The following is a 22,572-nucleotide window of genomic DNA, read 5'->3' as shown; positions in this document are numbered from 1 at the left end:
GTTTATTCATCATCAATATTTATCAGCTATCATATTTCATATTATAACAAATGAGGAGGCGACCAGCATGAAGCACCTGACAATTTCGATGCGTCTTTACGCGCTCGTTGCGATGTTTCTTGTCATCATGGCAGCCGCTCTTACATCCAGTTTGTTTGGTAATTACCAGGGAATGGAGCAGGAGCGCAAAGCAGGACTTGAATCGATGACCCAGACAGGTGTCGGTATTCTTGACCAATATTACAAGCTTGAGCAAAGCGGTGCACTGACGCGGGAGGCGGCGCAACAGCAGGCCAAGGCCATCATCGCATCGATGCGCTATGAGAATGGCAGTGGCTACTTCTGGATCAACGACATGGGTCCGACAATGGTCATGCACCCGGTCAAGCCAGAGCTGAATGGAAAAGACCTTTCGACGAACAAGGACCCGAACGGCAAATTTCTGTTCGTAGAATTCGTCAAGACCGTCAAGGCGGGTGGTAAGGGCTTTGTCGATTACTACTGGCCCAAGCCGGGTTCTCCCGATCCGGTTGAGAAGTTTTCACACGTTGCCGGCTTTGCGCCCTGGGGCTGGATTGTGGGTACCGGCGTTTATGTGGATGATCTGCAGGCTGCATTCTGGGGAGAAGCGCTTTGGGTTGCGGGACTGTGCATGTTGAGCGCTATCATCGTTCTTGTTGCTGCGACCTTTGTTGTCGGCGGCGTAACGCGGCCGATTGCACGCCTCAAGCAAAGCATGCGTAGCATCGCGGATGGCGACGGGAACGCGCAAGTGCCCTTCACCGATCGCCGAAACGAAATCGGTGCCATGGCAAAAACGCTTCTGGTTCTGAGAGACTCCGTTAATGAGCGCACCCAGTTGCAGGTCCGTGAGGCCGAACAGCAACACGCGCTCGAAGAGAGCCGCCGCAGCAACGAGGAAGCCGTCCACGCTGCGTCCCACCAGCAAGCGCGTGCCATGGCTGAACTCGCACAGGCGCTTGAGCGTCTCGCAAAGGGTGATCTCACCGTTCAGGTTGGTTCTATCGGTCACGAATATGAAAAGCTGCGGACTGATTTCAACAGCGCAGTGGGCGAATTGCACACCGTTATCGGTGCCATTGCCAAGACCAGCCATGTCGTCAACGACAGCGCCTCCGATATCAGCCAAGCCACTGGCAACCTTTCCAAGCGCACGGAACAGCAGGCAGCAGCCCTGGAAGAAACAGCCGCTGCGCTGGATCAGATCACATCGACCGTTCGCACAGCGTCTGACCGTGCCAACGAAGCGCGCCAGATGGTAACCGAGACGAAGAGCAGCGCTGGTCGTTCCGGTGATATCGTCCGCAATGCGGTGGATGCCATGAACCGCATCGAAGACTCTTCCAAGAAGATCGGTCAGATTATCAGCGTCATCGACGAGATCGCGTTCCAGACCAATCTGCTGGCCCTCAATGCCGGTGTCGAAGCTGCACGAGCAGGCGAGGCCGGTCGCGGTTTTGCGGTTGTTGCACAGGAGGTCCGTGAGCTTGCTCAGCGTTCCGCCAACGCCGCCAAGGAGATCAAGTCGCTCATTAACAGCTCGGCTGAGCATGTCGGTAGCGGCGTGTCGCTTGTCCGCTCTACGGGTGATGCGCTGGATGAAATCATGGTTCTGGTCAATCGCGTCGATGGTCATGTCAACACGATTGCAACAGCGGCTCGCGAGCAGGCAACCGGTCTTCAGGAGATCAATACCTCCGTCAATCATATGGACCAGATGACGCAGCAGAACGCAGCGATGGTTGAAGAAACGACGGCAGCCAGCCAGACACTGGCAGAAGAAAGCCACCAGCTTCGTTCGCTTCTGTCACGGTTCCAGCTCGACGGTGAAACCGCAGGGCAGCGTTTGTCACGCGCGGCTTGATCCCCAGTTTCACGACGCAAGGGCGCCCGCTGAGGGCGCCCTTTTTTTGTTCGGCTGGGCCCCGCATTTCTTGGGGCATGACAGAAATCGTCGCATCATTTCATCCAAAAGCTTTAATTTCGCCCCATTTGCGCTCGCATTAGTTTTGTCTTTCTTGTTCGATACGACGTTTTTGATGAGGAGATAGGAATGCCATCCACGCCGCTATCCGAGCTTTCCGGCTCACGCGCCATGGCTCAGGACAACGCGCTACAGCTTTTTCCGCTTAAAAGCGGCCCTCATTTTGGCGATGCCAGCCTTTCACACGGGGCAAGCGGGGTCGTCTTCACAGGCTTCACCAGAGATGCGAACCTCGATAACGATGCTTTCTCGTGCTGCGGAAGCTACACGCTGCGAAACTCCGTTCATGCCGCGATTGCTGGTACCACGTCGGATGGCTGCACCGTTTTCGCACTGAAAAGCGTCATAGACCGTCGACCATGTCTCGCCGTCGGCGGCTTTGATCGTGACGGAAAGCCAGTCGAGTTAACGAACGCACAGTTCGAACAGGTGACGGCGCCACTGTTCAACTTCGCCAGCAATGTTTCGCCTATCCTGGGAAGTGAACCGGCACCCGGTATTCAGCTTCGCAACGGCAATTCGACCTATGGCTTCCAGTATAATGCGCGTAGTGAGCGTTATATCTTCAACTACAACAATCGTTTCGCGGATGGTTTTCATAGCAGCGGTCCGTCCGATTTCGAGGCCACGCGCAATCTGTCGGTTGAGTATGATGGCCGCCGTGTGTCCAAGCTCAGCGCGGGTGGCAGTCTGCGCCAGATGGATCAATCAGTTTCGGCTAGCGCTTTTCAGGATCTGACGTCGCGCGGTTTCGAGACAACGTTGCAAAAAGGAAAAGCCACCGCCTCCATTGCCAAGACCTATATTGGCGATGAGCAGACGCGCAAGATCGGCATTGGCTACGACCGGACGTCAGTTTCCCGCGAAAACACGTCTGGTGGCAAGGTGACGGAGCGGCTTGAACACCGTCTTGACGATGTGACGCTGGAAGTCTCGCGCACGCGGGATCGCGAAAGAGGCACGGAATATATGTTGACCTTCAAATTCAAGCTACCCTGAGCGGCAGGAGAAAGACAATTCATCAATTACAAGAGCCGGGCAACCCACAGGTTGTCCGGCTTTTTTTACCCAACCAATCGTCCATCAGTATCCGGGTGTACGCACATACGGTTCGTTTACCAAATTTCTTTAAGATTTGATTCGATTGCCGCGCTTTGCGGCCGCTGACGGTACGGGTTCTGGTATGGCGTATGTTTCCCTTCCGCGTCGCATCGTGACGTTGCTGACGATCTCCACGGTGATCGTGTCCTGTTCGGCCGAGGGGCTCGTGCCGCCCGCCGAGGTGGATGGCTCCACACGCGTCAGTTCCATTCGTTCTTCGCACCAGCAAAATTACAGCGCACCGCCTGCAAGGGTCGCTGCGACCCAGCCCGAAAGCGATTACGCGCCTTTATCCCAGCCCATGCCCGAGCAACCTGCTTCACGCGATCCGTTATTGCAGGCGGGTGCTGGTGAACAATATTCAACGCTGGACGCCCAGCAGCAGCGTTTGGGTGGCGAGAGTGCTGGTGTTGCGCCGCAGCCATCGAGCGAGATGGCCGAAGGCGAGGGTGGCGTCAATATGGATGACGGCCTGGGCGTTGCGCCGGTTCGCGGCCTTGCCGAGGAGCAGGACATGGAGGTTTCTGGCGGCCAGTCCAGCCAGCCCATGGGTGATGAGACGCAGAGCCAGATGCCGATGTCTCCCGCTCCACGCAGGCAGTCTGCCAGCCAATCCCGTCTCATTCCACTACCCGGTGAAGGCCAGCGCCAGCGCCAACCGGTGCAGGACGTGGCGATGCTGATGCCGGAAAACCCCGCTCAGGAACGTCGCATGTCGTCACCGCCAGGCATGATGCCGCAATCTGAAGTGTCGTGTCGGTCTGAACTGCGCAGGCTGGGTGTTGCGTTTCGTGACGTTGCGCGCGTGTCCGACGGTCCGACCTGTGGCATCGATTATCCGATTGAACTGTCGGGCCTTGCCAGCGGGGTGGCGATCCGGCCTGCCGTCAAGCTCAACTGTCAGGTCACGCTCGCCTTTGCCAAATGGGTGAAATTTGAACTCGTGCCGTCCTCGCGTTTCCGGTACCTGTCCGGTGTCGAGCGGATCACACCGATGGGTGGTTATTCCTGCCGCAAAATGAATTCGCGTTCCAGCAATCCATGGTCCGAACATGCGCGTGGAAACGCCATCGATATCGGCACGATCACGCTGAAGAACGGCAAGGAAATCGATGTGCGCTCGAAGAACTTTTTCGCCTTTCGCGAGAAGGGCTTGCTGAAAGCTGTGCGCAGCGACAGCTGCAAATATTTCTCGACGGTGCTTGGTCCAGGCAGCGATCCCAACCATTGGAATCACTTCCATTTCGATCTGCGCACACGCAAATCCGGTTACCGCCACTGCAGTTGAGTATGATCTGCTAAGCTGCACTTAAATTGGGGTATGATATCGCAGCGGGGATGGCTTTTGAGCAATCTGGAACCTATATGCTGTCCAACAAGATTGTGTTGAAAGATGTCTCATGAACTCTCCCCAAACGCCAATCGTTTCCATCCAGAACCTGACGAAGTCCTACGCCAACGGCTTTCAGGCCCTCAAGGGTGTCACGCTTGATATCTACAAAGGTGAAATCCTTGCGCTTCTCGGTCCGAACGGTGCGGGTAAGACAACGCTGATTTCCATCATCTGTGGTCTGGTCAATCCCGGTGAAGGTCGAGTTCTGGTGGGCGGCCACGATGTCGTCGGTGATTTTCGCAAGACGCGCGAGCTTATCGGGCTCGTGCCGCAGGAATTGACGACGGACCAGTTCGAAACCGTTTTAAACACGGTGTCATTTTCGCGCGGGCTGCACGGGAAGAAGAAGAACCCGGAACTGATCGAGAAAATTCTCAAGTCGCTGTCGCTCTTCGACAAGAAGGATAACATGCTGCGCGAGCTGTCCGGTGGCATGAAACGGCGTGTGCTGATTGCCAAGGCGTTGGCGCACGAGCCGCAGATCCTGTTTCTGGACGAACCGACGGCGGGCGTCGATGTGGCTTTGCGGCGGGATATGTGGAAGGTGGTGGCCGACCTTCGTGCAACCGGCGTCACCATCATTCTCACCACCCACTACATCGAAGAAGCCGAAGAGATTGCCGACCGTGTCGGCGTCATCAATAGCGGCGAGTTGCTGCTGGTGGAAGACAAGACGGCCCTGATGCAGAAGCTTGGTCGCAAGCAGCTTTCGCTGGAATTGACCGAGCCGGTGAAGGTGTTGCCGGATAGTCTGTCCGGCTTCAAGCTGACACTGTCTGACGATGGCACCTGCCTCACCTATGAATATGAAGGCAACGGCGAGCAGGGCCGTATCGCCGATCTGCTGGCGGCGCTGTCTGCTGCGGGCATTCACTTCAAGGATATTTCGACACGCCAGAGCTCTCTCGAAGACATTTTCGTGGCGCTGGTGGGAGGTCAAAAATGAACTTCGAGGCAATCAAATCCATCTATCTTTTCGAGATGGCGCGTACCCGCCGCACCCTGTTGCAAAGCGTGGTGTCGCCGGTCATTTCAACGTCGCTCTACTTCATCGTTTTCGGCACGGCCATCGGCTCGCGCATTCAGGAAGTTGATGGCGTCTCCTATGGCGCGTTCATTACGCCGGGCCTCATCATGCTGACATTGCTGACGCAGTGCATCAGCAACGGAGCGTTCGGCATCTACTTCCCGAAATTTACCGGCACGATCTACGAAATCCTGTCCGCGCCCGTGGCCATGACGGAAATTCTGGCGGGCTATGTAGGCGCGGCGGCGACCAAGGGGCTGTTGATCGGTACGATCATCCTGATAACGGCGTCTTTCTTCGTCGATGTGTCGATTGCTCACCCCTTCGTCATGCTGCTGTTTTTTGTGCTGACGGCCATCAGCTTCAGCCTGTTCGGCTTTATCATCGGAATGTGGGCTTCGAATTTCGAGCAGCTCAATCTTATACCCATGCTGGTCGTGCCACCGCTAACGTTTCTTGGCGGGAGCTTTTATTCCATCAGCATGCTGCCGCCCTTCTGGCAGACGGTCAGCCACTTCAATCCGGTCCTTTACCTCATCAGCGGCTTCAGGTGGAGCTTCTATGAGATTTCAGACGTCAATCCGCTTCTCAGTCTGGGCATGGTTACTCTGTTCCTGGCGGCCTGCCTCGGCGTTATCGGTTGGATGTTCAAGACCGGTTATAAGCTGAGAAACTGATCTCGTTCATGACGTGATAGACACAAAAAAAGGCAGCGGGTACGCTGCCTTTTTTATTTTCATGAGACCGCAAAGCGTTACACCGGGCGGACCAGAATGTGCTTCTTCTTGCCCAGCGACAGCTTGATCACGCCATCTGCGGTCACTTCACCGGCTCCGATAACCTGACGTTCGTCGGCCATGCTCTGGTCGTTGATCTTGACCGCACCGCCCTGAACGTGGCGACGCGCTTCGCCGTTGGAGGCGGCAAGTCCGGCGCGGACGATGAGCGACAGCAGACCGACGCCTGCCTCCAGCTCAGCTTTCGGCACATCTATAGACGGCAGGTTGTCGGCAAGCGCACCCTCTTCGAAGGTCTTGCGGGCCGTGTCTGCTGCCTGCTCTGCATTGTCACGACCATGCAGCATAGCGGTGATTTCGGTAGCGAGGATCTTCTTGACCTCGTTGATCTCAGAACCACCCAGCGCCGAAAGCCGTGCAATCTCGTCCATTGGCAATGTCGTATAGAGCTTGAGGAAGCGCGATACATCAGCATCTTCCGTGTTGCGCCAGTATTGCCAGAAATCATAGGCCGACAGCATGTCCGGGTTCAGCCAGACCGCACCGTTCATCGACTTGCCCATCTTGGCACCCGAAGAGGTGGTCAGAAGCGGTGATGTCAGCGCGTAAAGCTGTGGTGTGCCCATGCGGTGGCCGAGGTCGATGCCATTGATGATGTTGCCCCACTGGTCCGAACCACCCATCTGCAGGCGGCAACCCGTGCGCTTGTTCAGCTCCACGAAGTCGTAGGCCTGAAGGATCATGTAGTTGAATTCGAGGAACGACAGGGACTGCTCGCGGTCGAGACGCGTCTTGACGCTTTCGAAGGACAGCATGCGGTTGACCGAGAAATGGCGACCGACATCGCGCAGAAATTCGAGGTAGTTGATATCGCGCAGCCAGTCGCCATTGTTGATCATCAAGGCAGGCGCGGTCGCTGCGTCGTAGTTGAGGTAATTCGCGAAAACGCGCTTGATGGAGGCGATGTTGCTCTCGATCGTGTCGATCGTCATCAACTGACGTGCATCGTCCTTGAACGAGGGATCACCGACCATGCCCGTGCCGCCACCCATCAGTGAAATTGGCTGGTGACCGGTCTTCTGCATCCAGTGCAGCATCATGATCTGGATCAGACCACCAGCGTGAAGGCTCGGCGCGGTCGGATCGAAGCCGATATAGGCAGTCACGGTTTCCTTGGCGAAGAGTTCATCGAGACCTGCCTCATCGGAGATCTGGTGAATAAAGCCGCGCTCATCGAGTGTGCGGAGGAAATCGGACTTGAACCTGGACATAACCTTTTTCTTTCTGGTTGGGTCTTCTTCATCACTGAAATGCCAGTGAATGCCGCGCCTTTAGCATCATTTTTTGAAAAGTGCACCCGTTTGCGCCATGAATATCCGCAATCGGTAACGAGATGATTCCATCAAGCAGGGAGAACGATATGGGCGAGGTCAGAACAGCGATAGGGCTGATGAGCGGAACGTCCATGGATGGCATCGACATCGCGCTTCTGCGCACGGATGGCGAAAGCGTCGTTCACCACGGGCAGAGCGGGTATTTTCCATACGATACCCAACTTCGCGAGACATGGAAGAAAGCGCTGGTTACCGCAAAAGCCATCAAAAAGCGTGATGAGCGCCCCGACGATCTGGGTGACGCCGAGCGCAAGCTGACGCTGGCGCATGCAGCGGCGGTTAAATCCTTTCTCCACCGTGCCGGGTTGAGCGCGCACAACATCGACGTCATTGGTTTTCACGGCCAGACCGTGCTGCACCGGCCGGATGACGCTTTGACCGTTCAGATTGGTGATGGTCCGCTTCTGGCGGAAGAGACCGGCATCGATGTGGTATATGACATGCGCGCCAACGACATGGTGCATGGTGGGCAGGGCGCACCGCTCATCCCGGTCTATCACGCGGCGCTCGCGAAAAACCTGCCTGCGCATTTTGAGACGCCAGCCGTCTTCGTCAATATCGGCGGCATTTCTAACCTGACGTTCGTGGGAGACGATGGCACGCTGGCGGCTTTCGACAGCGGTCCCGGCAATATGCTGATCGACCAGTGGATCGAAGCGCATACCGGCAAGACCTACGACAAGGGCGGGGAGACTGCGGCCCGAGGTGCGGTCGTTGCGTCGCTGGTGTCGCGCTATATGGAAAGCCCGTTTTTTTCTGCGAACATCCGCCGCTCGCTGGATCGATCAGATTTTATGCCACCTGCAAAGGGTGAGGTGTCGCTTGAAGACGGCGCACGGACATTGGCGCATCTGACCGGCGCTGCCATCCTGAAATCCGCAAGCTATCTGCCGGAAGCGGCAAAGACATACGTTGTCTGTGGCGGTGGTCGGCTGAACCCTGTCATCATGCAAGAGTTCACGAACCAAGCGGCTACGCTCGGCGCAAAGGTAATCGCGGCAGAGGAAGCAGGTTTTGATGGTGGGTCGATGGAGGCGGAGGCGTGGGCGTATCTCGCCGTGCGGTCGCTGAGAGGGTTGCCGTTGACGTACCCTGGAACGACCGGGGTGAGGGAGCCTGTGACGGGTGGGGTTTTGGTGAAGGTGTAATATATGGCAGCGAGTGTGGCTTACCCCCCTCTGCCCTGCCGGGCATCTCCCCCTCAGGTGGGGAGATCGACTCGTGGCGACCTCTTGCCCATCTCTACTGCTTTGGACGAGGTTTGGACTGAGCGTTGCTTCTTGAATGGCGAGCGTGCCCCCAGCTAATCTCCCCACCTGAGGGGGAGATGCCCGGCAGGGCAGAGGGGGGTAAGCCCCACGCACTGCCGCAAAGGTGGCTAAACGTCCGGCAGTATCACCGAATCCGCTTGGCAGCAGGCTCCGGCACCAGTTCACCATTCAAGCGGCGATCGAGATAATCCTCGCATTCGGCCATCAGCGTATCAACCTGACCACTGAAGAAGTGGTTCGCGCCCGGCAGCGTGCGGTGGGTGATGAGGATGCCCTTCTGGGTCTTCAGCTTTTCGACCAGAACATTCACATCCTTCTCAGGCGCGACCTTGTCAGCATCGCCATTGATGATGAGACCTGAAGACGGGCACGGCGCCAGGAAGGAAAAGTCGTAGGTGTTGGGCTGCGGAGCGATGGACATGAAGCCTTCGATCTCAGGGCGGCGCATCAGAAGCTGCATGCCGATCCATGAACCGAAAGAGTAACCGGCCACCCAACAGCTCTTGCTGTCAGGGTGCAGGCTCTGTACCCAATCCAGTGCCGACGCGGCATCCGAGAGTTCGCCAGCACCGTGGTCGAATTCGCCCTGGCTGCGGCCGATGGAGCGGAAGTTGAACCGCAAAGTCGTGAAACCGCGCTTCTGGAACAGGTAGAAAAGCTGGTAGACGATCTGGTTGTTCATCGTGCCGCCAAACTGCGGGTGCGGGTGCAGGATGATGGCAATCGGTGCGCTTTTTTCCTTGGATGGCTGGTAGCGGCCTTCGAGGCGACCCGCAGGGCCGTTGAAAATGACTTCGGGCATATGGACTCCGGTCGTGTTTTTCTGTTTCTGACCCTTTCCATGCGCAAGAAGACTTGACGCGGATGGTCAGCTTTTCTAAAACCCAGTTTAGAATTATTCGAAACTTCGTGTGCTGTCTGCACTGTTGGACGTGTCATAAGGCAAGCACGACGGAAATTTCAAGGAAAATGCGCTTTGGCGCATCAATCATAGGTTAGACAGAACAGTTTCCCCATGAGCACGACAACGCGCACATATCTGGACTGGAACGCGACGGCACCCTTGCTGCCCGCCGTTCGGGATGCGTTTGTCTCGGCTCTGGATCTCTCTGGCAACCCTTCTTCCGTCCACAAGGAAGGTCGCGCCATTCGTGCTGCTGTGGAGGCCTCGCGTCGTGATGTGGCCGCTCTGGTCGGTGCGCAGGCGTCGCATATCGTGTTCACCAGTGGCGCCACGGAAGCTGCCAATCTCGTGCTTTCGCCCGCCTTCAAGATGGGGCGTTCAGCACTTTCCATCGGTCATCTCTACGTTTCGGCCATCGAACATCCCGCAATTCGCGAAGGCGGGCGGTTTGATAAGGCCGACGTCAGCGAACTCGCGGTGACGGGTGACGGTATTCTCGACCTCGTGGCGCTTGAGGCTGCATTGGCGTCTCACGATGCTACCACGGGTCTTCCGATGGTTGCGCTGATGCTGGTCAATAATGAGACCGGTATTGTTCAGCCAGTTGCGGAAGCGGCACGTCTGGTTCATGCCGCTGGCGGTCTGCTGGTTGTCGATGCCGTTCAGGCGGTTGGCCGTGTTGCTGTTGATATCGAAGCGCTTGGAGCGGATTTTCTGATAGTCTCTTCCCACAAGATCGGTGGCCCGAAAGGCATGGGCGCGCTGATTTCCCGTGGCGAGGTGATGATGCCGAAGCCTTTGATCCATGGCGGCGGGCAGGAAAAGGGTCATCGTTCCGGTACCGAAAACACCTCCGCTATCATCGGGTTTGGAACGGCTGCCGTCGAGGCTTTGAAAAACCGCGATGCGGAAGCGCAACGTTTGAGCGACCTACGCGCAACGCTGGAAAACGCGATGCGCGCCATGGCACCGGATGTTATCATCCACGGTGCCGATGCCGCGCGTGTTTGCAACACCACGTTTTTCACCGTGCCGGGTCTGAAGTCCGAGACGGGTCAGATCGCCTTCGATATCGAAGGCATCGCGCTTTCCGCTGGTGCTGCCTGCTCATCCGGCAAGGTGGGCGAAAGCCATGTGCTGACGGCCATGGGGCATGATCCCAAGCTGGGTGCCTTGCGCATTTCGCTGGGTGCGGCAACGACTGAGGCCGATATCGACAAGGCAATCGAGGCGTTCGCCAAAATTGCCGGGCGGCGAAAGCTGGCTGTGCAGGCGGCGTGAAGCCGAAAACAATTGCGGAAAGTCAAATTTCCGCTTGCCGGAGAGTGTGAAAAGCGCCATCCGGTCCCTAAATAAGGCATAACGATAAAAGTTATGCTCGATACGAATGGAGGCGAGGTTTTCGCCTTGATACGTTGACAAGCCACCGGACCTTGGATCCGGCGAGATTGGAGAACGACTATGGCAGCGGTTCAGGAAACGATCGATCAGGTCCGCAAGATCGATGTGGACCAGTATAAATATGGTTTTGAAACCGAGATCGAAGTCGACAAGGCCCCGAAAGGCCTGTCCGAAGAGGTCATCCGTTTCATTTCCGCCAAGAAGGAAGAGCCGGAATGGATGCTTGCATGGCGTCTTGAGGCCTACCAGCGCTGGCTGACGATGGAAGAGCCCACATGGGCGCGCGTCAATTATCCCAAGATCGATTTCAACGACCTCTATTACTACGCCGCGCCAAAGAGCACGCCTGGCCCGAAGTCGCTCGAGGATGTCGATCCAGAGTTGCTGAAGGTTTACGAGAAGCTCGGCATTCCGCTGATGGAACAGGAAATTCTGGCTGGCGTCGAAAACCGTCGCGTGGCCGTGGATGCCGTGTTCGATAGTGTGTCGGTCGTCACGACCTTCAAGAAAGAGCTGATGAAGGCTGGCGTGATTTTCATGTCGATTTCGGAAGCCATTCGCGAATATCCTGAGCTCATCAAGAAATATATCGGCTCGGTCGTTCCGACGACGGACAATTATTATGCGACGCTGAACTCTGCCGTGTTCACCGACGGTTCCTTCGTGTTCGTGCCGAAGGGCGTTCGTTGCCCGATGGAGCTGTCCACCTACTTCCGTATCAACGAGAAGAACACCGGCCAGTTCGAGCGTACGCTGATCATCGCGGAAGAGGGCGCTTACGTGTCCTATCTCGAAGGCTGCACCGCTCCTCAGCGCGATGAAAACCAGCTTCATGCTGCGGTCGTCGAGCTTGTTGCGCTCGATGATGCCGAAATCAAATATTCGACCGTCCAGAACTGGTATCCGGGCGACAAGGACGGCAAGGGCGGCATCTACAACTTCGTGACCAAGCGCGGCGATTGCCGTGGCCACCGTTCGAAGATTTCATGGACGCAGGTTGAGACCGGCTCTGCCATTACTTGGAAATACCCATCCTGCATTCTGCGCGGTGATGACAGCCGTGGCGAGTTCTACTCGATTGCCGTGTCCAATGGCCATCAGCAGATCGACAGCGGCACCAAGATGATCCATCTCGGCAAGAACACGTCGAGCCGCATCATCGCCAAGGGGATCGCTGCCGGCTTTTCGGAAAACGTCTATCGCGGTCAGGTTTCGGCCCATCGCAAGGCGACCAACACGCGCAACTTCACGCAGTGCGACTCGCTTTTGATCGGCGACAAGTGCGGCGCGCATACGGTGCCTTATATCGAAGCGAAGAACTCGTCCTGCCAGTTCGAGCACGAGGCGACGACTTCGAAGATTTCCGAAGACCAGCTGTTCTACTGCCTGCAACGCGGCATTCCCGAAGAGGCGGCGATCGCGCTCATCGTCAACGGCTTCGTGAAGGATGTTATTCAGCAGCTGCCGATGGAATTTGCGGTTGAAGCGCAGAAGCTGATCGGGATTTCGTTGGAAGGCTCCGTGGGTTAAATTTTTTCGTCATCCTCGGGCTTGTCCCGAGGATCTGCTGCCGTGGGATGCGGGATGAGCGGTTTCGTCTACATGATGTCCGATAAACCGCGGGGTGTGATCTACACCGGTGTCACGAGCGATTTGCAGGCACGGGTTTGGGAACACCGAGATGCAATGAAAAAGGGTTACACCGAGAAATACAGGGCAAAAAGCCTCGTCTGGTTCGAAACCCACCCGAACATCGTGCTGGCGATCCAGCGGGAGAAATCGTTGAAGCGCAATCTGCGTGAATGGAAAATCAGACTGGTGGAAGAATTAAATCCAACCTGGCTGGACCTTTTCGAGCGCATTGACGAGATCGAAAATGCCTATATGCCGCATGAAAATACGCTGGCGTCAGGTGACTATAAGTGACGTGATTAGATCCTCGGGACAAGCCCGAGGATGACGGATGTGAGAATTGAGACGGCCTTTAACAAGGTCAACGAGCGGTCCTTGAAACCGCGCTCTGAATAGGAACTAAAACATGCTTGAAATCATCGACCTGCACGCGAAGATCGCAGATACCGACACGCAAATCATCAAGGGCTTGAACCTGAAAGTTGCGGCTGGCGAAGTGGCGGCTATCATGGGGCCGAATGGCTCTGGCAAGTCCACGCTGTCCTACATTCTGTCGGGCCGTGAAGATTACGAAGTCACTTCTGGTGACATTCTCTACAACGGCGAAAGCATTCTGGAACTGGACGCTGCCGAGCGTGCGGCCAAAGGTATTTTCCTGGCCTTCCAGTACCCGGTCGAAATTCCGGGCGTTGCCACCATGCAGTTCCTCAAGGTTGCGATGAACGAGCAGCGCAAGGCACGCGGCGAAGCCGAGTTGACGACGCCTGACTTCATCAAGCGCGTCAAGGAAGCTGCGGGCGATTTGAAGATCGAGATGGACATGCTGAAGCGTCCGCTGAATGTCGGCTTCTCCGGTGGTGAGAAGAAGCGCGCTGAAATTCTGCAGATGGCGCTGCTGGAGCCGAAGCTCTGTGTTCTCGATGAGACCGATAGCGGCCTCGATATCGATGCGCTGAAGATCGTGGCTGATGGCGTCAATGCGCTGAAGTCTCCGGATCGCGCGACCATCGTCATCACCCACTACCAGCGTCTGCTCGACTACATCGTGCCGGATAGCGTTCATGTCCTCTACAAGGGTAAGATCATCCGTTCCGGTGACAAGAGCCTTGCGCTGGATCTGGAATCCAACGGTTACGCCGACATCATCGGTGAAGCAGCCTGATTGGCTGGGAAAGGTGATGTGATGAACATGCAAACAACAAATCGGCAGACCCCAGCGGAAACAGCGCTGGCCGAAGCCTTTACGAAAAAGTTCGGCGAACTTCCGGGTGATGGCAATGTGGTTGCCGCACGCGATGTGCTGTTCGATGATCTGAAAACCGGCGGTCTTCCGACGCGCCGCGTCGAAGCGTGGCACTATACCGATCTGAAGACACTGCTGCGTGCCATCCCCGAAGATGCGCCGGCACCGATGATCGAAAAGCGTGCGACACTGGTTGCCGGTGCGCCGGTGGCCTATGTGCTGCACGGCAAGGCAATCGATAGCGAGGTCGAAGGCTTCGAGGTTTCCAGCTACGCCGACAACCTGTTGGATGGCAGCGCTGCCGCCGCTCTGGTTGCCGCCAGCAAGGACGACACCATTGGCCGCATCAATGGCAGCTTCGTGCGCGATGGCGTTTCGGTCATCGTGCCGGATGAGGCACAGCTTGAAACGCCGCTGGAGCTTCAGGTCATTCATGGGGCAGGGCAGGTTCATAGCCGCTTCCCGGTCCATTTCGGCAAAGGCTCGAAGGCGACCGTCATCGAGCGCCATCTGTCTGTGACGGATGAGGCGGCATTGGTGTCTTCTGTCAGTGATATCACTGTCGATGACGGTGCGGAGGCGACCTACATCATTCTGCAAACGCAGGGTGCTGCCGATACGCATCTGGGCCAGTTGCGAATCAAGATCGGTGCGGATGCCAATCTGCGCCTGTTCGTCATCAATGCCGGTGGGAAGCTGGTTCGTCAGGAATTGCGCGTCGATGTCGATGGCGAGAATTCCGATTTGTCGATCCGCGGTGTCAACCTGCTGGGTGGCGAAACGCATACCGACGTCACCATGGTGCTCGGCCACAACGTGCCGAACACGACCTCGACGGAAGTCTTCCGCAATGTGGTGTTCGATCGCGCCAAGGGCATTTTTCAGGGCATGATCCGGGTTGCGCCCGATGCCCAGAAGACCGATGCCAAGATGGCCTGCAACACGTTGCTGATGTCTGACGATGGCGAGTTTTCGGCCAAGCCTGAGCTTGAAATCTTTGCCGATGACGTGCAGTGCGGCCATGGTGCGACCGTTGCCGATATCAGCGACAATCACCTCTATTATCTCATGGCGCGTGGCGTGCCACGGGCAAAGGCGCGGGCGATGCTGGTCAATGCTTTCGTGGATGAGATCGTGGAAGAGCTGGAAGACGAACATCTGGTAGAAGCGCTTGAGGGCATCATTGCCGATTGGTTGGACCGTCATGCCTGATAGCGAACGCGCCGTGGTGGCTGCCCCTTATGACGTAGAAGCCGTTCGGAAGGATTTCCCGATCCTTTCACGCGAAGTTTACGGCAAGCCGCTGGTCTATCTGGACAACGGTGCGTCCGCACAAAAGCCGCAGGTGGTCATCGATGCCATTTCGAATGCCTATGCAAACGAATACGCAAACGTGCATCGCGGCCTGCATTTTCTCTCCAATGCTGCAACCGATGCCTATGAGGCGTCGCGTGAAAAGGTGCGCCGCTTCCTGAATGCCGGTTCGGTGGACGAGATCGTCTTCACCAAGTCCTCCACCGAGGCCATCAATACTGTCGCTTACGGCTACGGTATGCCGAAGATCGGTGAGGGCGACGAGATCGTCATCTCGATCATGGAACACCATTCCAATATCGTTCCATGGCATTTCATTCGGGAACGGCAAGGCGCCAAGCTCGTCTGGGTGCCGGTGGATGATGACGGTGCTTTCCACATCGAGGATTTCGAAAAGAGCCTCACGGAAAAGACGAAGCTGGTCGCCATCACGCATATGTCCAACGCGCTCGGCACCGTGGTTCCGGTCAAGGAAATCTGCCGAATCGCCCATGAGCGCGGCATTCCGGTGTTGGTCGATGGCTCTCAGGCTGCGGTTCACATGCCGGTCGATGTCCGTGATATCGATTGCGACTGGTATGTGATGACCGGCCACAAGCTGTATGGCCCGTCCGGCATCGGCGTGCTCTACGGCAAGGCCGACCGGTTGAAGGACATGCGTCCGTTTCAGGGTGGCGGGGAAATGATCCTCGAGGTGTCCGAAGACGAGATCACCTATAACGAGCCTCCACACCGTTTCGAGGCTGGCACACCGCCTATCGTTCAGGCCATCGGCCTCGGTTATGCGCTGGATTACATGGAGGGCGTGGGCCGCGCTGCGATTGCCGCGCATGAGGCGGATTTGGCGGCTTACGCGGCGGAGCGTCTGCGCGACATCAATTCGCTGCGCATCATTGGCAATGCTCCGGGCAAGGGCGGGATTTTCTCGTTCGAGCTTGAAGGCATCCACGCCCATGATGTGTCGATGGTGATTGACCGGCGGGGGGTTGCTGTTCGTGCAGGCACCCATTGCGCCATGCCGCTCTTGAAACGTTTCGGCGTTACCTCCACATGCCGAGCATCATTCGGCCTTTACAATACGCGCGCAGAAGTGGACGCCTTGGTCGAAGCTCTGGATTACGCCCGCACATTTTTCGCCTGAAGGATCAGGACCATGACAACCGAGACAACTGAACCGAATACCGACGTAAGCAATGTCGTCGCGACGTCTTCGACCATCGCGCCGGACGAACTGGCGCGCATCAGCGATGACGTGATTGCGGCATTGAAAACCGTCTACGACCCGGAAATTCCGGCGGATATTTTTGAGCTCGGCCTGATCTACAAGATCGACGTCGAAGATGACCGCATGGTCAAGATCATGATGACGCTGACAGCACCCGGTTGCCCCGTCGCCGGTGAAATGCCGGGCTGGGTGGAGAATGCCGTGGGCGCCGTTGAGGGTGTGTCCGGCGTGACTGTCGAAATGACCTTCGATCCGCCATGGACGCCGGACCGCATGTCGGAAGAAGCGCAGGTTGCGGTCGGCTGGTACTAAGCCTTGATACCGACGGACGATGAGACTAGATTTGAATCCATGAAAGCATCGGGCCTTGAACCCGTTTGTCGAAGGAGAATGGGCCCATGGGCTTTGCAGTGATGACGATGACCGAGGCAGCCGCCTCACGGGTCAATGAAATTGTCGGGAATTCTGGTCCAGACGCCAAGGGCCTTCGCGTTGGTATCAAAAAAGGTGGCTGCGCGGGGATGGAATACACCATCGATCTCGTGACAGAACCATCCGCCAAGGACGATCTCATCGAGTTTCAGGATGCCAGGGTCTGGATCGAACCATCCGCCGTGCTTTATCTACTTGGCACACAGATGGATTTCGAGACCACGAAAATGCGCGCCGGCTTTATTTTTACCAACCCCAACCAGACGTCGGCCTGCGGCTGTGGCGAGTCTGTCGAGTTGAAGCCTGCCGATTTGGCCGTGCTCGCCAAGCAGCGCCAGGAAGCGGTTGGGGCTTAGCAGACGGCTTTCCGCTAGGTCGCAAGGCCCACCTCGTCATGCTCGGGCTTGTCCCTAGCATCTGCTACGTATCATTCATTGCATCGTGCGTATATCCTCGGGACAAGCCCGAGGATGACGGTAGGGGTAGCCTGCGTGTTTACAGCGCTGCTTAAGCGGCTTCCCGCACGGCAATTTCCGCCATGGCCAACGCCGCTTCGCGTGTCTTCGCCGCAGCAATAAATCGTCCGTTGTGACAGAAAGTTGCGCCTTCGACGCCGGATGCCGTCTCCAGATCACCATTCGTCAAACCGGCCCATGCGGCTGGTAGATCGGCACGCAGTTCGAAGCCTTCGTCGGCGCGGCGGATGCCGGTGACGCACCAGTCCTTGTCGCGGGGATGCACGACGAAGAGCAGGTGGTCTGCACCTGCCTTGATGATGGCGGGACGGAACGGCATGCCGCGAGCAAGTTCCAGAACGCGACTTTCGCCTGCGGCCTCGATGGATAGAAGGACCTGGTTTTCCGCGCGCAACTTCGCAGCCTTTTTCTCGATGCTGGCTTCAACGAAGCTGCGGGCGATTGAAAGGGCTCCATGGAACGCGAGATCATCCGCCTTCGGGTCGTCGTTGTCGAAGGTGGGTTTCAGCGTTTCCAGTAGGGAGGGCAGCGTCAGGCCAGCAAGAGGACCTGCTATCGATGGGCTGAGAGCACCATTATCCGTGAGGTCGATGGGCAGGACGAAGCCTTTGTCGAACGACAGATGGATTGTTTCGATGTTGTCGTCTGGAATGCCGTAAGCGGCGAGATAGTCGTGGCCGTAATGCTTCCAGACCAGGCCGAACGAGCTGTAGGGTTGGCCGTCTTCGCGAAGCGGTGCGCCACGCTGATGGTGGTCGAAAATGCTGATATCGGCATCATAGGCACCACCGACATCGTAAATGATCCGATCTGCGCCGGGAGTGATCCATTCCGGCGCGCGGCTGCGGACGATCTTTGCCTGGGGGAACAGCCGGGTGAGGATGACGCTGGACAGCAGTTCATCGGCATGGAAGCCACCGGAATGGGTGACGAGAAAATCCACTGACATGGGAGGACCGGCCTTATTGTTCGGAAAGAGCATGTTTGACCGCTCAGATACCGTGTGTGGGCCAGCCCCGCAACCCGCCAATCAGGCGATTACAGTGATTTCCAGCTCCTGATCGCCAACTTGCACGAGGTCTCCCACTCCCTTGCCCAAAAGGGCGCGGGCGACAGGTGAGACATGGGACATCGACCCCGCCTTAGGGTCCGCCTCGTCTTCTCCGACGATACGGAATGTCTGCACGCGCCCGTCATCCCTTTCGAAGGTAACAGTGCTGCCGAAGGCGACGACATCATTGTTTTCGGGCGTTGGCATAGGCTGGGCCGTATGAAGCCTCTCGGAAAAATAGCGAAGGTCGCGCATATGCGGTGCGGCCATGCGTCTGTGCTCATTGATGTCATCGATGGTGCTCGCCTCATCTATGGCTTTTCGGGCTTTTTCCACCTGCGCCGCGAGTGCTTTTAGCCCGGCCTCGGTGACAAGGTTCGGGTGCGACGAAACAGGGCGATCCGGAAGCTGTGTTTCTGCTGCGGTTTCGGCACTCTCTTCTTTGACAAACGCGACGCTCACTTCAAAACTCCTCTTTCATATCTTCCTTATATGGAGAGGTGATGGCGCAATGGCAATGAGCGGCCTACTCGTGCCGCAATGCTTCTATGGGGCTGAGACTTGCCGCCCTTCGTGCCGGGAAGTAGCCGAAGATAACGCCGATGGCCGCGGAAAACGCAAAAGCGAGCGCAATGATGGCGGGGCTGGTGACGAAGGGAACACCAAGGAAACTGACGACGGTGTAGGCAAGCCCAAGGCCGAACAATATGCCTGCCACGCCGCCGAAGGCAGACAGCATCACCGCTTCCACCAGAAACTGCGTGAGGACCTGCTTTTCGAGCGCCCCGATGGCCAGCCGTATGCCGATTTCCCGCGTGCGCTCAGTGACGGACACCAGCATGATGTTCATGATACCAATACCGCCGACGAGAAGGCTGACGGCGGCAACGGCACCCAGAAGGCCGGTCAGCAGCGTTGTCGTGCCCGTCATGGCAGAGGCGATCTGCGCCATGTCGTTGACGGTGAAATCGTCATCGCGACCGAGCGCAATGCGACGACGTTCGCGTAGCAGGTTCTCGATGTCGGACTGGACCTTGGCCGTGGAAACACCGTCCTGCGCCGATACCATGATGCTGGAAATGGTGGTGGTGCCACCGATGCGTCGCTGGTGGATTTTCAGCGGCATGATGATGGTGTCGTCCTGATCGTCGCCCAGGCCGGATTGTCCCTTGCGGGCCAGAACGGCAATGACAGGGCAGGAAATATTGCTGACGCGAATGGTCTGGCCGACCGGATTGGCGGCGCCGAACAATTCTTGACGCACGGTTTCTCCGATGATGCAGCCAATCTGGCCGCCGCGATCTTCCGCCGGAAGGAATGAGCGGCCCTGCGCCAATGTCCAGTCCTGGGTGACGAGGTAATCGTTGGTGGTGCCGACGACGCTCGTCGAATGGTTCTTGCCACCATAGATGACGGTCGCGGCCGAGCTTCTGTTGACGGGAGCGACAGCTCTGATACCGCCAAGCTGGTCTCGCATGGCCTGAACATCATGGTCGTTGAAACGTTTGGCCTCGGTGCTGGCACGGCCGGGGCCGAACTGGCCGGGTCGCACGAACAGCATGTTGGTCCCAAGGCGCGATAGCTCGGATTTCACCTGTGCCGTCGTGCCGTTGCCGATCGTCACCATGGCGATCACGGCGGCAACGCCGATAACGACTCCGAGTACGGTCAGAAACGAGCGCAGGATGTTGCGGCTGATGGCGCGCAGCGCGAGACGCGCAGTTTCAAGAAACATCTGTCGCCTCCTGTTGCTCGGTGGCGCTATCCGATTCGAGATGGCCATCTTTGAACCGCAACAGCCGGTTTCCATAGGCTGCGATGTCTTCTTCATGCGTGACCATGACCACGGTGATGCCCTTGTCGCGGTTGAGCGATGTGATCAACTCCATGATTTCCGTGCTGGTCCTTGTGTCCAAGTTACCGGTCGGCTCATCGGCCAGAAGAAGGGCAGGGCGGGTCACGATGGCGCGGGCAATGGCCACGCGCTGTTGCTGGCCGCCGGATAGTTCCTGCGTGGTGTGGTGCTCACGTCCCGCTAACCCCACCTGCGCCAATGCTTCCATGGCACGTGGTCGCCGCTCCGCTGTTTTCATGCCTCTATAGATCAAGGGCAACTCGACATTCTCCACGGCCGAGGTGCGCGGCAGGAGGTTGAAGCCCTGAAACACGAAGCCGAGCATATGCCGACGCAGAAGCGTCAGTTGTGCGCTCTCAAAACCGCTCGTCGCCACACCCTGGAACAGATATTCGCCTGCCGTTGGCGTATCGAGGCAGCCGATGATGTTCATAGAAGTCGATTTACCGGAGCCAGAGGGGCCCATGATGGCGACGAACTCCCCTTCGTGGATCGACAGGCTAACGCGATCAAGCGCTCGGATTGTCGCTTCTCCGACGCCATATTGTTTAACGACGGTGCGAAATTCGATGAGTGGCTGACCTGTCATGCGCGTTTCCCGCCTCAACTGCTGCGTTGGGTGGCGTCAGTGATGATCTGATCGTCGGGCTTGATCTCGCCGGATTTGATCGCGGTAAACTGGCCATCGGTCGCACCTGTTTCGACCGGCACGGCGACGGGGGCATTGTCGCGCAATACCCAGATGCTGCGTTTCGTCGTTTCTTGTTCACCGCCATTGCCGCCGCGCTGGCGCCCCATGCGGGGCGGGCGGAACAGTCCCATCAACCCGCCACCGCGCGATGCTGATTCGCGCGGAGGCGTATAGCGAAGGGCAGCATTGGGAACGAGGATAGCGTCTTTGACCTCTTCCACGACGATATTGGCCGTGGCCGTCATCCCGGGCCGCAACAGCAGTTCGGCGTTGTCCACTGTCAGGATACCCTTGTAGGTCACGACGTTCGATACGGTTTCGGAAGCGAAGCGGACCGTTTCAATGATCGCTGGAAAGCTTTTTTCGGGATAGGCGTCAACGTTGAACGTTGCCGTCTGCCCGGTGTCCACCTTGCCGACATCAGCCTCGTCGATGGCGACCTGCAACTCCATATGCCGTAAATCACCAGCGATGGTGAACAGGACTGGTGCATTCAGGGAAGACGCAACCGTTGCACCGGGATCGACATCACGCGTCAGAACCACGCCATTGATGGGCGAGATGATCCTGGCCTTGCCGAGGTTGAGTTCCGCAAGTCGCAGATCGGCTTCGGATGACAGGACGGACGCACTGTTGACTTCGAGCGTTGCGGCGGCCGCATCATAGGTGAACTGCGCCACCTCCAGATCCTGCTGGCTGGAGACCTTGCTTTGAACCAGCGACCTCAATCGATCCATCGATGATTTGGCGGAACCCAGATCGGCTTTAGCCTTGAGGACGCTGGCTTTGGCGGATGCAAGCTTGGCCCGGGCGCTCTGAACATCGGCCTCCAGCTTATTGGTATCCAGCTCTGCCAACACGTCGCCTGCTTTGACCGGGCTGTTATAGGTAACGTTGACCTTGCGGATGGTGCCGGAAAGCTCGCTCGATATATCAACCTGATCGGTTGGCTGCACTGATCCTGTCGAGGTGACGATAACGGCGAGGTCGCCCTTCTTGGCATCCTGTGTCGTGTAGGTGTAGGTAACACCGGATTTACCAGCGACGTAATAATAGGCACCCGAGCCCACCAAGACCAAGATTACCACCGTCGTGTAGAGAAATCGGCGGGACTTCTTTTTACCGGTTTTGGCCGAAACCAGAATATCACGCAGATCTGGTTGCTCTGATGGCTGCTTGAGGTCATTTCCGGAGTTCATTCTGTCTACCTATCAAGACAACGCCGTGGCTTATTTTTGCAAAACATCGTTTGTGCAAGCCATTGAGGTTTTCGGCGCTGTATCCGTCTGTCCGGTCCGGCTTCGCATAGGTTTTGCGCGGGGTGAAGTGAAAACTTCGTAATCTTGTCCCCGGGGGTACGGGTTCATGCCATTCCATTGCGAATGCGGCCCCGTGGAAAAAAAGAAAGAAAGATGATTTT

21 protein-coding genes are annotated in these 22,572 nt (G+C 57.2%); 14 read left to right on the top strand and 7 right to left on the bottom strand.

What is annotated here, in order from left to right:
* Nucleotides 1–67: 67 nt before the first annotated feature.
* The 5 genes from RMR21_RS08960 to RMR21_RS08940 all read left to right on the top strand — a co-directional run bounded on the left by RMR21_RS08960 (nt 68) and on the right by RMR21_RS08940 (nt 6,203).
* On the top strand, nt 68–1,885 hold the full coding sequence (locus RMR21_RS08960) for a methyl-accepting chemotaxis protein (RefSeq protein WP_498667612.1): 1,818 nt from the start codon (nt 68–70) through the stop codon (nt 1,883–1,885).
* Nucleotides 1,886–2,074: 189 nt separating this feature from the next.
* Entirely contained in the window at nt 2,075–3,004 is a 930-nt protein-coding gene (locus RMR21_RS08955) for a hypothetical protein (RefSeq protein WP_498667611.1), read from the top strand.
* 184 nt (nt 3,005–3,188) lie between these two features.
* Nucleotides 3,189–4,394 carry an extensin-like domain-containing protein gene (locus RMR21_RS08950; RefSeq protein ID WP_498667610.1) on the top strand — a complete coding sequence of 402 codons (1,206 nt, stop codon included), beginning with the start codon at nt 3,189–3,191 and terminating at the stop codon, nt 4,392–4,394.
* Between the two features lie 112 nt (nt 4,395–4,506).
* Entirely contained in the window at nt 4,507–5,445 is a 939-nt protein-coding gene (locus RMR21_RS08945; RefSeq protein ID WP_498667609.1) for an ABC transporter ATP-binding protein, read from the top strand.
* Nucleotides 5,442–6,203, top strand: coding sequence for an ABC transporter permease (locus tag RMR21_RS08940; RefSeq protein ID WP_174153338.1), 762 nt, complete (start codon nt 5,442–5,444; stop codon nt 6,201–6,203). The genes RMR21_RS08945 and RMR21_RS08940 overlap by 4 nt, the downstream gene beginning before the upstream one ends.
* A 77-nt stretch (nt 6,204–6,280) precedes the next feature.
* On the opposite strand, the gene tyrS is transcribed toward RMR21_RS08940, so the two are convergent.
* Nucleotides 6,281–7,534: a tyrosine--tRNA ligase gene (gene tyrS / locus RMR21_RS08935; RefSeq protein WP_498667607.1), complete on the bottom strand. Its 1,254-nt coding sequence runs from the start codon at nt 7,532–7,534 to the stop codon at nt 6,281–6,283.
* A 149-nt stretch (nt 7,535–7,683) separates the two neighbouring features.
* Here tyrS and RMR21_RS08930 point away from each other — a divergent pair, with 149 nt between their 5' ends.
* Nucleotides 7,684–8,805, top strand: coding sequence for an anhydro-N-acetylmuramic acid kinase (locus RMR21_RS08930; protein WP_498667605.1), 1,122 nt, complete (start codon nt 7,684–7,686; stop codon nt 8,803–8,805).
* Nucleotides 8,806–9,052: 247 nt separating this feature from the next.
* On the opposite strand, the gene RMR21_RS08925 is transcribed toward RMR21_RS08930, so the two are convergent.
* The gene (locus tag RMR21_RS08925; protein WP_174153335.1) at nt 9,053–9,730 is read right to left on the bottom strand and encodes an alpha/beta hydrolase; all 678 of its coding nucleotides are present in this window, start codon (nt 9,728–9,730) and stop codon (nt 9,053–9,055) included.
* 213 nt (nt 9,731–9,943) lie between these two features.
* On the opposite strand from RMR21_RS08925, the gene RMR21_RS08920 reads away from it, so the two are divergent.
* The 8 genes from RMR21_RS08920 to sufA all read left to right on the top strand — a co-directional run bounded on the left by RMR21_RS08920 (nt 9,944) and on the right by sufA (nt 17,435).
* Nucleotides 9,944–11,113: a cysteine desulfurase family protein gene (locus tag RMR21_RS08920; RefSeq protein ID WP_498667603.1), complete on the top strand. Its 1,170-nt coding sequence runs from the start codon at nt 9,944–9,946 to the stop codon at nt 11,111–11,113.
* A 180-nt stretch (nt 11,114–11,293) separates the two neighbouring features.
* Nucleotides 11,294–12,763 (top strand): Fe-S cluster assembly protein SufB, encoded by a 1,470-nt coding sequence (sufB, locus tag RMR21_RS08915; RefSeq protein ID WP_498667601.1) that lies wholly within the window; start codon nt 11,294–11,296, stop codon nt 12,761–12,763.
* Nucleotides 12,764–12,817: 54 nt separating this feature from the next.
* Entirely contained in the window at nt 12,818–13,159 is a 342-nt protein-coding gene (locus RMR21_RS08910) for a GIY-YIG nuclease family protein (RefSeq protein WP_498667600.1), read from the top strand.
* A 112-nt stretch (nt 13,160–13,271) separates the two neighbouring features.
* The gene (sufC, locus tag RMR21_RS08905) at nt 13,272–14,027 is read left to right on the top strand and encodes a Fe-S cluster assembly ATPase SufC (protein ID WP_498667598.1); all 756 of its coding nucleotides are present in this window, start codon (nt 13,272–13,274) and stop codon (nt 14,025–14,027) included.
* A gap of 21 nt (nt 14,028–14,048) precedes the next feature.
* Nucleotides 14,049–15,320: a Fe-S cluster assembly protein SufD gene (gene sufD, locus RMR21_RS08900; protein WP_498667597.1), complete on the top strand. Its 1,272-nt coding sequence runs from the start codon at nt 14,049–14,051 to the stop codon at nt 15,318–15,320.
* Nucleotides 15,313–16,563, top strand: coding sequence for a cysteine desulfurase (locus RMR21_RS08895; protein ID WP_498667596.1), 1,251 nt, complete (start codon nt 15,313–15,315; stop codon nt 16,561–16,563). The genes sufD and RMR21_RS08895 overlap by 8 nt, the downstream gene beginning before the upstream one ends.
* Nucleotides 16,564–16,575: 12 nt before the next feature.
* Nucleotides 16,576–16,959 (top strand): SUF system Fe-S cluster assembly protein, encoded by a 384-nt coding sequence (locus RMR21_RS08890; RefSeq protein WP_498667594.1) that lies wholly within the window; start codon nt 16,576–16,578, stop codon nt 16,957–16,959.
* 86 nt (nt 16,960–17,045) lie between these two features.
* A complete protein-coding gene (sufA, locus tag RMR21_RS08885; protein WP_498667593.1) occupies nt 17,046–17,435 on the top strand; it encodes a Fe-S cluster assembly scaffold SufA in 390 nt (129 codons plus the stop codon).
* 151 nt (nt 17,436–17,586) lie between these two features.
* On the opposite strand, the gene RMR21_RS08880 is transcribed toward sufA, so the two are convergent.
* The 5 genes from RMR21_RS08880 to RMR21_RS08860 form a co-directional block, all read right to left on the bottom strand.
* Complete coding sequence (locus RMR21_RS08880; protein ID WP_498667592.1) at nt 17,587–18,504, bottom strand: MYG1 family protein; 918 nt, start codon at nt 18,502–18,504, stop codon at nt 17,587–17,589.
* An 81-nt stretch (nt 18,505–18,585) separates the two neighbouring features.
* Nucleotides 18,586–19,068 carry a transcription elongation factor GreA gene (greA, locus tag RMR21_RS08875; RefSeq protein ID WP_498667591.1) on the bottom strand — a complete coding sequence of 161 codons (483 nt, stop codon included), beginning with the start codon at nt 19,066–19,068 and terminating at the stop codon, nt 18,586–18,588.
* A 64-nt stretch (nt 19,069–19,132) separates the two neighbouring features.
* Nucleotides 19,133–20,341, bottom strand: coding sequence for an ABC transporter permease (locus tag RMR21_RS08870; RefSeq protein ID WP_498667590.1), 1,209 nt, complete (start codon nt 20,339–20,341; stop codon nt 19,133–19,135).
* Nucleotides 20,331–21,050, bottom strand: coding sequence for an ABC transporter ATP-binding protein (locus RMR21_RS08865; protein ID WP_498667588.1), 720 nt, complete (start codon nt 21,048–21,050; stop codon nt 20,331–20,333). Before RMR21_RS08865 ends, RMR21_RS08870 begins: the two co-directional genes overlap by 11 nt.
* Nucleotides 21,051–21,064: 14 nt before the next feature.
* Complete coding sequence (locus tag RMR21_RS08860) at nt 21,065–22,351, bottom strand: efflux RND transporter periplasmic adaptor subunit (protein WP_498667587.1); 1,287 nt, start codon at nt 22,349–22,351, stop codon at nt 21,065–21,067.
* Between the last annotated feature and the right edge of the window lie 221 nt (nt 22,352–22,572).

Source organism: Agrobacterium sp. rho-8.1 (genome assembly GCF_033957725.1).
Taxonomy (GTDB): Bacteria; Pseudomonadota; Alphaproteobacteria; order Rhizobiales; family Rhizobiaceae; genus Agrobacterium.
This window is presented reverse-complemented; position numbering and strand designations above follow the sequence as displayed.

Coding starts and splice junctions, on each gene's coding strand:
- RMR21_RS08880 (WP_498667592.1), bottom strand. CDS start 18,504: ATGTCAGTGGATTTTCTCGTCACCCATTCCGGTGGCTTCCATGCCGAT.
- RMR21_RS08955 (WP_498667611.1), top strand. CDS start 2,075: ATGCCATCCACGCCGCTATCCGAGCTTTCCGGCTCACGCGCCATGGCT.
- RMR21_RS08865 (WP_498667588.1), bottom strand. CDS start 21,050: ATGACAGGTCAGCCACTCATCGAATTTCGCACCGTCGTTAAACAATAT.
- RMR21_RS08860 (WP_498667587.1), bottom strand. CDS start 22,351: ATGAACTCCGGAAATGACCTCAAGCAGCCATCAGAGCAACCAGATCTG.
- RMR21_RS08890 (WP_498667594.1), top strand. CDS start 16,576: ATGACAACCGAGACAACTGAACCGAATACCGACGTAAGCAATGTCGTC.
- sufD (WP_498667597.1), top strand. CDS start 14,049: ATGAACATGCAAACAACAAATCGGCAGACCCCAGCGGAAACAGCGCTG.
- RMR21_RS08895 (WP_498667596.1), top strand. CDS start 15,313: ATGCCTGATAGCGAACGCGCCGTGGTGGCTGCCCCTTATGACGTAGAA.
- RMR21_RS08950 (WP_498667610.1), top strand. CDS start 3,189: ATGGCGTATGTTTCCCTTCCGCGTCGCATCGTGACGTTGCTGACGATC.
- sufA (WP_498667593.1), top strand. CDS start 17,046: ATGGGCTTTGCAGTGATGACGATGACCGAGGCAGCCGCCTCACGGGTC.
- RMR21_RS08910 (WP_498667600.1), top strand. CDS start 12,818: ATGAGCGGTTTCGTCTACATGATGTCCGATAAACCGCGGGGTGTGATC.
- RMR21_RS08930 (WP_498667605.1), top strand. CDS start 7,684: ATGGGCGAGGTCAGAACAGCGATAGGGCTGATGAGCGGAACGTCCATG.
- RMR21_RS08920 (WP_498667603.1), top strand. CDS start 9,944: ATGAGCACGACAACGCGCACATATCTGGACTGGAACGCGACGGCACCC.
- tyrS (WP_498667607.1), bottom strand. CDS start 7,534: ATGTCCAGGTTCAAGTCCGATTTCCTCCGCACACTCGATGAGCGCGGC.
- RMR21_RS08925 (WP_174153335.1), bottom strand. CDS start 9,730: ATGCCCGAAGTCATTTTCAACGGCCCTGCGGGTCGCCTCGAAGGCCGC.
- sufB (WP_498667601.1), top strand. CDS start 11,294: ATGGCAGCGGTTCAGGAAACGATCGATCAGGTCCGCAAGATCGATGTG.
- sufC (WP_498667598.1), top strand. CDS start 13,272: ATGCTTGAAATCATCGACCTGCACGCGAAGATCGCAGATACCGACACG.
- RMR21_RS08945 (WP_498667609.1), top strand. CDS start 4,507: ATGAACTCTCCCCAAACGCCAATCGTTTCCATCCAGAACCTGACGAAG.
- RMR21_RS08940 (WP_174153338.1), top strand. CDS start 5,442: ATGAACTTCGAGGCAATCAAATCCATCTATCTTTTCGAGATGGCGCGT.
- RMR21_RS08960 (WP_498667612.1), top strand. CDS start 68: ATGAAGCACCTGACAATTTCGATGCGTCTTTACGCGCTCGTTGCGATG.
- RMR21_RS08870 (WP_498667590.1), bottom strand. CDS start 20,341: ATGTTTCTTGAAACTGCGCGTCTCGCGCTGCGCGCCATCAGCCGCAAC.